This window comes from Paraburkholderia sp. J63 (assembly GCF_905220245.1).
Classification (GTDB): Bacteria; Pseudomonadota; Gammaproteobacteria; order Burkholderiales; family Burkholderiaceae; genus Paraburkholderia.
Map to the genome: position 1 here is coordinate 92,987 of NZ_CAJMZF010000027.1, position 11,317 is coordinate 104,303.

An 11,317-nucleotide genomic window follows, 5' to 3' on the forward strand; every position below is an offset into this window, starting at 1 on the left:
CTCCAGATTAGGGGCGGATCGCGGCTGCCGTTGCGCCTTTGCGTTGTCTGCGAAGGCACGGCGGGCGGCGGGCCGGATGGCGGTTCTCCAATGTGGGTTTCATTGTGTGGATGCCAGCGTTAATTGACAATCCCATGGTTCATTGACATGCTGTCAAAGATTATTTGACAGTGAGCCGAACCGTGGACGTCAATGCGCTGACCCTGCTGGTGGAGATCCTCGACGCGGGCAACCTGAGCGAGGCCGCGCGGCGCCTCAAGATGAGCCGCGCGAACGTGAGCTATCACCTCAACCACCTCGAAAAGTCGATCGGCCTGCAACTCGTGCGGCGCACCACGCGCCGCGTGGAGCCGACCGAGATCGGCCTGAAGCTCTACGAGCACGGGCGCGCGATCCAGAACGCGCTGCTCGCGGCGCGCGAGTCCGTCTCCACGCTCGGGCAGAGCCTGCAGGGGCGCGTGCGCCTTTCGGTGCCGAGCGGCTATGGACAGCTCGTGATGTCGGAATGGCTGATCCGCTTCAAGCGCCTGTATCCCGGCATCGTGCTCGATGTGATGTTCGAGAACCGCGTCGAAGACTTGCTGCGCGACGAAGTGGATATCGCCGTGCGCGTGATGCACGAGCCGCCGCAGAATCTTGTCGCGCGCGACATGGGCGCGGTGCGGTATATCGCGTGCGCATCGGCGCAATGGGCCGCCGAGCACGGCATGCCCGAGACGCTCGAAGACCTTGCGCGCGCGCCGGTCATCACCGCGACCGTGGTGGGGCGGCAGTTGCGGCTTGCAGGCTACCTTGGCGAGGAGCGGCACGAGGTGCTGCTCGAACCTTCCATTATTTCGGAGAACTTCCTTTTTCTGCGGCAGTCGATTCTGGCGGGATTAGGCGTGGGTATCGTGCCCGACTATGTGGTTCATGACGATATCCGCAATGGTCAGGTCGTGACTTCGCTCGACGCGTGGCGCCTGAGCATCTTCGGCACGCAGATGTACATGCTGTACATGCCCAATCGCCACCATACGCGTGCGGCTTCCACGTTTATCGACTATGTATTGGCCGAGGCGCGCAAGAGCGGGCGTGGGGTCGCCCTGGCCGATCAGGGGTCCTGAGCAGGCTTGCCGTCATTCGCGTTTTCATCGCCGCCGCTCGTCTCGCGCGTATCCCCATGCTCCGCGCAAGCGCCCGTTGCAGGCGGCCGCCCGCGCGTGCCCGCCGCAAGCGGCACGCGCTGCTGAATGCCGGCCTTCGCGAGCATATGCGCGCTGATAGGCGCGGTGAGAAACAGAAACGCGGGAATCAGGAGCTCATGGAGGCTCGCGAAATTATTGTGCGCGCTGAAGTAGATCACCGAGGCGAGCACGATCCCGCCCACGCCGAGCGTGGTCGATTTGGTGGGGCCATGCAGGCGCATGAAGAAGTCGGGCAGGCGCGCGAGCCCGATGGCGCCGATCAGCGTGAACAGGCTGCCGACGAGCAGCAGCACGCTCACGATCGCTTCGACGACGGTTTGCATCGGCGGGCCTCCTGTGGGTGGGTTCGTTCAGTTGAGTTCGATGATGTCGCCGCGCTGCAGATACTTCGTGAGCGCGACGGTGCCCACGAAGCCCATCAGCGCGATGAGCAGCGCGGTTTCGAAGAAGACCGTCGAGCGCAGGCTGATGCCGTACACGACGATCAGCGCGATCGCGTTCACATTGAGCGTGTCGAGCGCGACGATGCGGTCGGGCAGCGAAGGGCCGCGCACGAGGCGCAGCAGCGTGAGCAGGAACGCGATGCCGAGGATCGCGAACGAGACCGGGATCACGATGGCTAGCATGCGAAGATCTCCATCAATGGGGCTTCATAACGGGACTTGATGAGCGCGACGAGCGCGGCTTCGTCGGCCAGGTCGAGCACGTGGACGATGAGGCGCGTGCGGTCGTCGCTGAGTTCGGCGCACAGCGTGCCGGGGCTCAGCGAAACGATGCTGATGAGCGCGGTGAGCGCGATTTCATGCGTGCTGTCGAGCGGCACTTCGATGAACGCGGGGCGCAGGCGCTTCGTGGGGCCGAGCACGAGCAGCGCGACTTCCACGTTGGCCACGACGATGTCGATGAGCACGTGCACGAACAGGCGCACGAGCAGCCAGGGCCTGCCGAAACGCACCGGCTGCAGCCACAATCCTTCGCCCACGCAGAACGAGATCGCGGTGCCCAGCACGGCGCCCAGCAGCAGATTGCCGGGCGAGACGTCGTTCATGAGCAGCACCCAGCAGACGAGCAGCACGACGGTGAGCCACGGGTGCGGAAAGAGCCTTTTGAACATCGTCAGCTCCCGTTGGTCTGGGTGGATGGCGCAGCCGGCGCCGATGATGCGTCTTGCGCGGGCGGGATCGCGTGCACGTAGGCGGCGCGATCGAACAGCTGCGTGGCCGTGGCGTCGAGATAGCGCCGCAGCGGCCCCGCGCCGAGCGTGGCCGCCACCACGCAGGCGAGCAGCAGCGCGCAGGCCGCGAGCTTGGCCGCGCTGCCCTTCGGCGCGCGCGCGGGTGCGAAAGCGGCGGCGCGCGCGGCGGGTTCGGCCCACAGCAGGCGCGTGCCGGTGCGGCTCAGCGCGACGATCAGCAGGAGGCTCGAAATCAGCACGGCGGGCCATAGCACGGCCGCTTCATGAGCAGGCGTGGCCGCGAGCACCATGGCCTTGCCGAGAAAGCCGGAGAGCGGTGGCAGCCCCGCCGCGCCGACTGCGGCGGCGAGATAGAGCAGCGCGGCGGCGTTCGAAGGCCACGGGGCGTGCTCTTTGGGCGGAACCTGCGGCGCGGGGTCTTCCGCCGTGGCGACCTCTACCGATGCCGCCACGGGCACGAGCGTGGCTTGCGCCGCTGCCGTCGCCACGGCGAGGGTCGCGACCGCTTCGCTGTCCGACTCGGGCGAGATCGCTGCGGCCGCCGCGTCGTCGAGCGCCTCGAGCGAGCCGGGCTCGACGCCATGAAGCGCGTTCGTCGGGTGCGTCGCCGTAGTTGCGGCCTCGGGCTCCAGCGTATCGGCGAGCAGGAACAGTGCGCCCGTGCACAGCGTCGTGCTGATGAGGTAGTAAAGCAGTGAGCTCCACGCAAGTGGTGTTTGCTGCGTGACGGCGGCGATCAGGAGTCCGACCGAAACGAGCACGAGGTAGCCCGTGGTGGTTTTCAGGCTCGATACGGCGAGCGCGCCCAGCGCACCGAAAGCGATGGTCGCGATGGCGAGCCACCATGCCCAGTCGTGCATGAACGTGTCGAGCACGCCGCCGTTGCTGCCGCCGCCGAACACGAGCGCGTCGCAACGGAGCATCGCGTAGATGCCCACCTTGGTCATGATCGCGAACAGCGCGGCGACGGGGCCGATGGCGCTGCGATACGCCTGCGGGAGCCAGAACGACATCGGAAACACGGCGGCCTTCAGGCCGAACACGAGCATGAGGGTCGCGCCCGCGAACTGCGCGAGCGGCAGCGTCCCGGCGTTCAGATGCGCGAGACGCTCGCCCATGTCGGCCATGTTCAGCGTGCCGGTGATGCCGTACAGCACGCCCAGCGCGATCAGGAAGAACGACGAGCCCACGAGGTTCATGATCAGATAGTGCAGCCCGTTGCGCACGCGCCGCGCGCCGCCGCCATGCAGCAGCAGCGCATACGAGGCAATCAGCAGCAGCTCGAAGAACACGAACAGGTTGAACATGTCGCCCGCGAGGAAGGCGCCGTTCAGGCCCATCAGCTCGAACTGGAACAGCGCGCGGAAGTAGCGCCCGCGCCGCGCGTCGGCGCTCGACGTGCCCAGCAGGCAGCAGCACGCGAGCACGGCGGTGAGCACCAGCATCAATGCGGAGAGGCGGTCGAGCTGCAATACGATGCCGAACGGCGCGGGCCACGCGCCGAGCGCATAGCTCGCGATATCGCCTTGCGCCGCGCGCGCGGCCAGCACGCAGGCGACGGGCAGCAGCGCGAGCGTCGCGAGCGTGTTGAGCGCGCGCTGCACGCGCTTCGCGCGCAACGGCAGCGCGACGATGGCGCCCGCCGCGAAGAGCGGGATCAGGATGGGGAGCAGGAGGGCGTGATTCATGCGCCGCGCGTCTCCCCGCCGTTCGCCTGCTGCCTGGCTTTTGCGCCGGCCTGATCGTCCACGTGGTCGCTGCCGGTGAGCGCGAGCGAGCGCAGCGCGAGCACCACGGTGAAGGCCGTCATCGCAAAGCCGATCACGATGGCCGTGAGCACGAGCGCCTGCGGCACCGGGTCCGCATACTGGGCGCCCAGCTGAGGCGTGCCGGCGCCCGCGATCACGGGTGGCTTGCCGGTGGCGAGCCGCCCCATGCCGAGCAGGAACAGGTTGATCGCATACGAGAACAGCGTGATGCCGAGGATCACGGGCAGCACGCGCGCGCACAGCAACAGGTAGATGCCGCACGCGCAGAGCACGCCGATTGCGGCGGCGAAGGCGGCTTCCATCAGCTTTTCTCCACGGATTGCATGTCCTTGTCGCGCACGCCCAGGTGCGAAACGATCGTGAGCGTCGTGCCCACCACCGCGCCCATCACGCCGAGATCGAACAGCATCGCCGTGCTCAGCTCGATTTCGCCGATCAGCGGCAGATGGAAGTGCCCGAACGCGCTCGTGAGGAACGGATGACCGAACGCGAGGCTGCCCAAACCCGTTGTGGCCGCAACGAGAATGCCGAGCCCCGCGAGTGCGCGGTAGTTGAGGCGCATGCGCGATTCGGCCCACAGCACGCCGCTCGCCATGTACTGGAGCAGCAGCGCGATCGAGAGGATGAGCGAGGCGATGAAGCCGCCGCCGGGCAGATTGTGGCCGCGCAGGAACACGAACACGGCCACGAGCGCGGTGAGTGGCAGCATCAGGCGCGCGAGAATCGCGAGCAGCAGCGGATGCGATTGCGACGACCACGGCAGCCCGCCCGGCCCGGTGTCGGGCGCCTTCAGGCGCAGGCCGCGCAGCAGCGCCTTCACGGCGAGTCCGGCCACCACGAGCACGCTGATCTCGACCATGGTGTCGAAGCCGCGGAAGTCCACGAGGATCACGTTCACGACGTTGTGGCCGCCGCTGCCGGGTAGCGCGTTGGCGAGGAAGTACGGCGCGATGCCCTGCGCGGGCGGCCGCGTCATGACCTGATAGGCCACGCTGCCGAGCAGCGCGCCGCCCGCGAGCGCGAGCGCGCCGTTGCGCATGCGCGTGGGAATCGGCTCGATGTCGGGCTGCAGGTTGGGCAGGAAGTAGATGGCCAGCACCAGCAGCAGCACCGTCACCACTTCCACGGACACCTGCGTGAGCGCGAGGTCGGGCGCGGAAAAACGCGCGAACGCGAGCGTCACCAGCAGCCCGCAGGTGCTCAGCATCACGAGCGCGTAGAGCGTGTGCGCACGCACCAGCACGACGCCCGCGGCGAGCAGCGCCATCAGCACGAGGCCGCACAGCGTGAGCGGGTCGATGGGCAGGCGCACGAAGTCGCCGCCCCAGGCGCCGAGCGCGACGAACGCGGTGCCCGGCACGACGATCATCGCCGCGATCATCCACGCGAGGTAGTCGGGCAGCGAGCGCGTCTCGAATACGCGTACCACCACAGCCGCGCCTTTTTCGAGCCGCTGCACGAGACGGTCGAATCCTTCGCTCGCGTTCATGTCCGAGAGCACCGAGCGGTGATGGCGGAATGCGTCGCGGCGCAGGAAGAACAGCAGCGCGCCCGCCGCGAACGAGACCAGGCTCATGACGAGCGGCGTGTTGACGCCGTGCCACAGGCTCAGGCTGTACTCGGGCACCTTGCCGCCGAGCGTGAACCACGCCGCCGATTCGAGCAGCCTGCCGATGGTCTGCTGCGGAAAGAGGCCGATCAGCAGACAGAGCACCACGAGGATCTCCACGGGCAGCTTCATGAAGCGCGGCGGCTCGTGTGGCGGATAGTGGGGCAGGTCGCGCGGCGCGGCGCCGTCGAAGAACACGCCCCAGACGAAGCGCAGCGAGTACGCCACGGAGAGCGCGGCGGCCACGATCGCGATCACGGGAATCGCCCAGTTGAACGGCCCGAACATGCCTTGCGCAAGCGTTTCGCCGAAGAACATTTCCTTCGAGAGAAAGCCGTTGAGCAGCGGCACGCCCGCCATCGCGAGCGAGGCCACGCCCGCGAGCACGGCCGTATGCGGCATGTATTTCGCGAGCCCGCGCAGGCGGCCCAGATCGCGCGTGCCGGTCTCATGGTCGATGATGCCCGCGGCCATGAAGAGCGACGCCTTGAATACCGCGTGATTGACGGTGTGAAAGAGCGCGGCCACGGTGGAGAGCTGGGTGTCGAGACCGAACAGCAGCACGATGAGGCCGAGGTGGCTGATCGTCGACCAGGCGAGCAGGCCCTTGATGTCGCGCTGGAACAGCGCCATCGAGGCGCCGCCCACGAGCGTGACGAGACCGGCGAGCGTGGCTGAGTAGGCCCACCAGTCGGTGCCTTCGAAGACCGGGTAGAGGCGCGCGAGCAGGAAGATGCCGGCCTTCACCATCGTTGCCGAATGCAGATACGCGGAGACCGGCGTGGGCGCCGACATCGCGTGCGGCAGCCAGAAATGGAACGGGAACTGCGCCGACTTCGTGAACGCCGCGAAGAGCGTGAGCAGCAAAATGGCCGGAAAAAGCGGGTCGTGCTGGATCTTGCCGGTTTGCGCGAGCACGTCGTTGAGCTCGAAGCTGCCGCACACGTGGCCGAGCAGCAGCACCGCCGCGAGCAGCGCGAGCCCGCCCGCGCCCGTGATGGTGAGCGCCATGCGCGCGCCGCGCCGCGCGTCGGGCCGCGCAGGCCAGAAGCCGATCAAGAGGAACGAGACGAGGCTCGTGAGCTCCCAGAAGATCACGAGCAGCAGCAGATTGTTCGAGAGCACGACGCCGAGCATCGCGCCCATGAACAGCAGGAGCAGCAGATAGAGGCGCGGAAGCGTGTCGCTGCCGGCGAGGTAATAGCGCGCGTAGATGAAGACCAGCAGGCCGATCGCGAGCACGAGCAGCGCGAACATGAACGAGAGGCCGTCGAGGCGCAGCGAGAGCGCGAGACCGATCTCGGGCACCCACTCGCGGCGCCACTGCATGACGCCATAGGTGGGCATGCCCACGCGTTCGCTTAAGGCCAGCCCGAGGCCGAGGAGCGCCGTCGCGAACGCGATCCAGGTGGAGAGCGCACGGGCGTGCGGGGCCGTGAGCGCCACGAGCGCCGCGCCCACGAACGGAAGTATGACGAGCCAGCCCAAAGCCATCCGACTTCCTCCGGGAAATCCGCTGCGTGCGGGTTGAAGACGTGGGCCGTCCGCATGGCGCGGGTGAGGGCACGGCAGGCGTGCCCCAGGTGCGCCTGCGGGCTGCAGACCACGATCATAGCCGCAAACGGGGCCGGAGTTGATGTAGATGCCATGAATGCGCGCGGCGCGTGGCGCGACGTGCGGGACGCGCCGCACTGGGGCGTATGCGCATGCGTGGCCGACGCCGTGGCGGCGTGCGCCGCCGGATTACGCCGGCTTGTGCCGTCTTGTGCCGTCTTGCGTCGTTTTGCACTGAACTGCGCCGCGTTCGCGTTACATCGGCCAGACGAAGGCTTCGTGCGCGTGCGAGGTTTTGCCGATATCCACGGAGCGGTGGACCGTCTTGCCATCATGGCTTGCCGTCACGACGTAGTGGCCGTTGGGCAGCGTGAGGAGCATGAACGGGCCGTTAGTGCGGGTGGAGAGGAGCGGCTGGCCGTGCGCGTCGGCAATCTTGACGGGCACGTTCGCGAGGTACTCGTTGCCGCCCGCCGACTGGCGCGCGAATTCGAGCGAGAGCGGGTAGCGCGTCATCGCGGCCTTGAACGCCGCCGACTGGTCGCTGCCGATGCCGCCGGACAGATAAGCAATACTGCCCGCATGCTGCGCCGGCGGCAGGGTGCCGGCGGCGGCCGGCGCTGCGGCGCCAGGGGCGCTCGGGGTGGCGGCGAAAGCGCCTTGCGCGCCGAGTGCAAGCGCGAGTGCGGCGGCAAGCGAAGCGGCCGCGCCCATCCACGGAGTTGAGCGTGCTTTCATTGTTTACCTCCAATGGGTCAGGTACTCCGGCGCGTGTTGTGCGCCGGACGAATCCAGAGTAGGCAGCGCGGCTTAAAAGTCCCTTAAAACGCGGGGTGAGCGTGTCTTTCGCGCGCTCAATGGGGGATCATGCCCGTGAGCACATAGGCCTGAATCAGCGTCATCACGCCGACGATGGCCGCGAAAAAGAGGCTATGGCGCACCGTGAAGCGGAACAGCGCGGCCTCTTTGCCGACGAGCAGTGTGGCCGATCGTATCGCTGAACGAATCGGGTCACGTTCACGCAGCGATCGTTCTGCGTCGTGAGAATTGCGATGGTTGGCCATTCTCCTCGCGTGAATCTCTTGTGCTGATCGTGCGCGAATAACACCCTCCCTCTTCGCTATCACGTCATCGTCTCTCAATAAATCGAAGGTCGGCGATTTATCGATATTCAATAAATCTGACTGGAATTTCAGATGCCGGTCGGTTTGTTCGATTGACCATCTATTTCTTCGACCCTAGATTTTCCTGCTCGTAGTTGCGAATGCAACAGATTTCGCCTCGTTAATTTCAAACGGACAGGGGTGCGTATATGGATGCCGTGACAAAACGTTTCAGGGATACCTTGCTCCACCCGAGCGCGCGTCTGAGCCAGCGCCTGAGCCTGTGGATAGGCGGCGTCGAAATTCCGCTCGACGTGGTCAGGTTCAAGGCGAAGGCGGGCTTCTGCCAGGACTATTTCGTTGACGTCACGGTCACGTCGCCGGAACTGGCCATCGACGGCACGCTCTGCGTGGGCAAACGCGCGGGGTTGCAGATCGACGAGCGCGCGGCGGTGCCTTCGGCGAGCTATGCTGGCTTCGTCGATCGTGAGGCGGCAACCTGGAACGGCGTTGTTACACGCTGGAAGCGGGTCAGTGTGAGTCGCGACGAGGGCACCTACCGCCTGCGCATCGAGCCACGCTTCGCGGCCCTGCTCAAACGGATCGTCAAATCCGATACGTTCAAGGACGTCACCCTCCGGGAACTGATCACAACGGTGATCGTCGACCGGAAGAATTTCGACGCCTTCGACGTGGAGTTCCAGATTGAGGGACTCGACGAGAAGATGGAACAGGTTGTCATGTACGAGGAGTCGCTTTACAACCTGATCGCCCGTCATTGCCGCCGCAAGGGCGTTTTCTGGTTTTACAAACAGGGCCGCGCCAAGAACGGGCGGCTTGATACCCTTGTTTTTGCGAATAATCCGCGCGCCTATGTCCGCTCGATCGACGTACCGCTGCTCGACGGTGCGGGGCTGAACAGCAACTGGCAGGAAGCGGCGCAGAAGATCAACGAGCACCGCAGGCTGGTCGCCGCGTCGGTCGAGGTGTGGGAGCGCAACTATCGCATGCCGGACGACCCGCTACGGGCGAGCGCGAAGGTCTGCGCCGACGCAGGGGACCGCTCGGTGTTCGGCCAGATCAGCCGCAGCGCGGAGTTTCACCTCGCGCGGCAGCAGGGCGAGGCCGTCGTGCAGACGCGGCGCGACGAACTGGTCGCGCGGCAGGCGACGCTCTCGGGCACGACCGACGCGAAGGGCGTCGCGCCGGGCGTGGTCATGAAGCTGACGAACGCGAAGCTCGCGAGCGCGAAATACGGTTTCGTGATCACGTCGATGGTCATGAAGGGCAGCCGCACGAAACCGGCGTTCACCCGCTTCAAGGCCATGCCCGCGCACCTCGCATACCGGCCTCGATTCGTTTACGAAAAGCATTGGCGATTTCTGAATGGCCCCGTCGTCGGCGTCGTGACAACATTTGACTCGACGCCCTACGCGTGCGTGGACGAATATGGCCGCTATCCGGTCCTGCCGAAGTTCCTGCAGGGCTCGGGCAATACCGACCGGCAACTGCTGAAGCTGCGCCTGCTGCGTCCGTCCTCGTCGTATCAGGGGGGCTTCCATTCGCCGCTGCTGCCGGGCACCGAGGTCCTGCTCGAAGCGGCCCATAACGACGTCGACCGTATCCATATCTCCGGCGCCCTGCACGACTATGCCCACCCGGACGTGGTGCATGGCGCGCAGGCGATGTTTTCCTACGCGATATGGCGCTCGCCGCTGTGCGGCGCGGAGATCGTCTTTAACGATCTGCAGGGCAAGGAAAGCGCGCGGATCGCGACGGTCTACAACCAGACGGCGATGAACCAGGGGTACCTGCTCAACAGCAAAAAGCTCAAGCGCGGGGAGGGGTTCGAAATCACGACCCAGGGATGGGGCACGACGCGCGCGGCGAAAGGGCTGTTCTTTACGGCGGATGCGGCGGCGGGGGCCGATACGCCTCACCTCGACATGCCTGCCGCCGTTGCGCTGCTCAGGTCGGCGCTACAGCGCGTGACGGATCTCGCGGCGGCCACGACGCAGGCCGGGGCCGATCCTGCCGACCGCGCGACGCAGGCGGCGCTCCTCGACGGGCTGAACCAGCTTCGCGACGCGGGGCTGCTCGCGAGCGCCCCGGGCGGCATGGCGTTCGTCACGCCGAAATCGACCCAGCACTCGGCGGGCGAAAACGTGATCGTCACCGCCGGCCAGAACATGGACGTGAGCGTCACGCAACGGCTGCGCATGGTGGCGGGCGAGCTGATCTCGTTGTGCGCGCACAAGCTCGGGCTGAGTTTTGTCGCGGCGAAGGGCAAGGTGCTGATAGCGGCGCTGACGGACGGGCTGGACCTCTTTGCGCAGAAGCAGGTGCGCATCGCGAGCGAAAGCGCGGACGTCCAGGTATCGGCCAAGTCGAAGATCACCCTCAATAACGGTGGGGCTTCCGTGGTTATCGAGAACGGCAACATCACGTTCCATTGTCCTGGCGCATACACCATCAAGGCCGCCTCGTTTACCTTCGTTGGACCGGACAACGTCACAACGCCGCTGCCGTCCCTGCCGAAGGCCAGCCTGAAAATCTCCGACCAGTACTCGTCGTCCCACTGAAGCCATGATTATCAGCCCTCCCTTTCTGCCCGCATCGGGCCTGACGTCTACCGATGCGTCGAGGCCCGATCCCATGATGGACCTGGTTGACCAGTTCGAGATCGGCCATCACGGCGTCTATCCAGTCACCTTCGACCGCCGTTTTCACTGCGGCATGCATCTGAATCCTGGTGAGCAGCACGAACCGGTGCGAGCGATCGCCGACGGCGACGTCGTGGCTTACCGGGTCAGCAAGAGCGCCATTTCCGATGGCGCGAAGGACGCCCAGGGGCAACCCCTGCTGAACTCGAATACCGGCTTCGTCCTGCTCAAGCACCA

At 66.1% G+C, this 11,317-nt stretch carries 10 protein-coding genes and 1 pseudogene; 3 read left to right on the forward strand and 8 right to left on the reverse strand.

Annotated features, from left to right (window positions below; all coding sequences use genetic code 11):
- Window positions 1–182: 182 nt before the first annotated feature.
- Complete coding sequence (locus U5775_RS25530; RefSeq protein WP_322060896.1) at window positions 183–1,106, forward strand: LysR family transcriptional regulator; 924 nt, start codon at window positions 183–185, stop codon at window positions 1,104–1,106.
- Here the strand turns inward: U5775_RS25530 and U5775_RS25535 are convergent.
- From U5775_RS25535 to U5775_RS25570, 8 genes are all read right to left on the reverse strand, one after another.
- A complete protein-coding gene (locus U5775_RS25535; protein WP_322060883.1) occupies window positions 1,094–1,510 on the reverse strand; it encodes a Na+/H+ antiporter subunit G in 417 nt (138 codons plus the stop codon). The genes U5775_RS25530 and U5775_RS25535 overlap by 13 nt on opposite strands.
- Window positions 1,511–1,537: 27 nt before the next feature.
- The gene (locus U5775_RS25540; protein ID WP_134754345.1) at window positions 1,538–1,813 is read right to left on the reverse strand and encodes a K+/H+ antiporter subunit F; all 276 of its coding nucleotides are present in this window, start codon (window positions 1,811–1,813) and stop codon (window positions 1,538–1,540) included.
- A complete protein-coding gene (locus tag U5775_RS25545; protein WP_322060884.1) occupies window positions 1,807–2,301 on the reverse strand; it encodes a Na+/H+ antiporter subunit E in 495 nt (164 codons plus the stop codon). The genes U5775_RS25540 and U5775_RS25545 overlap by 7 nt, the downstream gene beginning before the upstream one ends.
- Before the next feature lie 2 nt (window positions 2,302–2,303).
- Complete coding sequence (locus tag U5775_RS25550; RefSeq protein WP_322060885.1) at window positions 2,304–4,070, reverse strand: monovalent cation/H+ antiporter subunit D; 1,767 nt, start codon at window positions 4,068–4,070, stop codon at window positions 2,304–2,306.
- A complete protein-coding gene (locus U5775_RS25555; protein ID WP_322060886.1) occupies window positions 4,067–4,453 on the reverse strand; it encodes a Na+/H+ antiporter subunit C in 387 nt (128 codons plus the stop codon). The genes U5775_RS25550 and U5775_RS25555 overlap by 4 nt, the downstream gene beginning before the upstream one ends.
- Window positions 4,453–7,254: a monovalent cation/H+ antiporter subunit A gene (locus tag U5775_RS25560; protein ID WP_322060887.1), complete on the reverse strand. Its 2,802-nt coding sequence runs from the start codon at window positions 7,252–7,254 to the stop codon at window positions 4,453–4,455. The genes U5775_RS25555 and U5775_RS25560 overlap by 1 nt, the downstream gene beginning before the upstream one ends.
- Window positions 7,255–7,569: 315 nt before the next feature.
- The gene (locus tag U5775_RS25565) at window positions 7,570–8,052 is read right to left on the reverse strand and encodes a carboxypeptidase-like regulatory domain-containing protein (RefSeq protein ID WP_322060888.1); all 483 of its coding nucleotides are present in this window, start codon (window positions 8,050–8,052) and stop codon (window positions 7,570–7,572) included.
- A gap of 116 nt (window positions 8,053–8,168) precedes the next feature.
- Complete coding sequence (locus U5775_RS25570; RefSeq protein WP_322060897.1) at window positions 8,169–8,378, reverse strand: hypothetical protein; 210 nt, start codon at window positions 8,376–8,378, stop codon at window positions 8,169–8,171.
- A 248-nt stretch (window positions 8,379–8,626) separates the two neighbouring features.
- Between U5775_RS25570 and U5775_RS25575 the strand changes: the two genes are divergently transcribed.
- Together U5775_RS25575 and U5775_RS25580 are read left to right on the forward strand one after the other, a co-directional pair.
- Window positions 8,627–10,999 (forward strand): type VI secretion system tip protein VgrG, encoded by a 2,373-nt coding sequence (locus tag U5775_RS25575; RefSeq protein ID WP_322060889.1) that lies wholly within the window; start codon window positions 8,627–8,629, stop codon window positions 10,997–10,999.
- A gap of 4 nt (window positions 11,000–11,003) precedes the next feature.
- Window positions 11,004–11,317 (forward strand): annotated as a pseudogene (locus tag U5775_RS25580) (hypothetical protein); the annotation flags it as partial.

Bases quoted from the DNA above. Each gene is read 5' to 3' on its own strand.
- U5775_RS25575 (WP_322060889.1), top strand. From the start codon at position 8,627: ATGGATGCCGTGACAAAACGTTTCAGGGATACCTTGCTCCACCCGAGC.
- U5775_RS25535 (WP_322060883.1), bottom strand. From the start codon at position 1,510: ATGCAAACCGTCGTCGAAGCGATCGTGAGCGTGCTGCTGCTCGTCGGC.
- U5775_RS25565 (WP_322060888.1), bottom strand. From the start codon at position 8,052: ATGAAAGCACGCTCAACTCCGTGGATGGGCGCGGCCGCTTCGCTTGCC.
- U5775_RS25560 (WP_322060887.1), bottom strand. From the start codon at position 7,254: ATGGCTTTGGGCTGGCTCGTCATACTTCCGTTCGTGGGCGCGGCGCTC.
- U5775_RS25550 (WP_322060885.1), bottom strand. From the start codon at position 4,070: ATGAATCACGCCCTCCTGCTCCCCATCCTGATCCCGCTCTTCGCGGCG.
- U5775_RS25545 (WP_322060884.1), bottom strand. From the start codon at position 2,301: ATGTTCAAAAGGCTCTTTCCGCACCCGTGGCTCACCGTCGTGCTGCTC.
- U5775_RS25570 (WP_322060897.1), bottom strand. From the start codon at position 8,378: ATGGCCAACCATCGCAATTCTCACGACGCAGAACGATCGCTGCGTGAA.
- U5775_RS25540 (WP_134754345.1), bottom strand. From the start codon at position 1,813: ATGCTAGCCATCGTGATCCCGGTCTCGTTCGCGATCCTCGGCATCGCG.
- U5775_RS25555 (WP_322060886.1), bottom strand. From the start codon at position 4,453: ATGGAAGCCGCCTTCGCCGCCGCAATCGGCGTGCTCTGCGCGTGCGGC.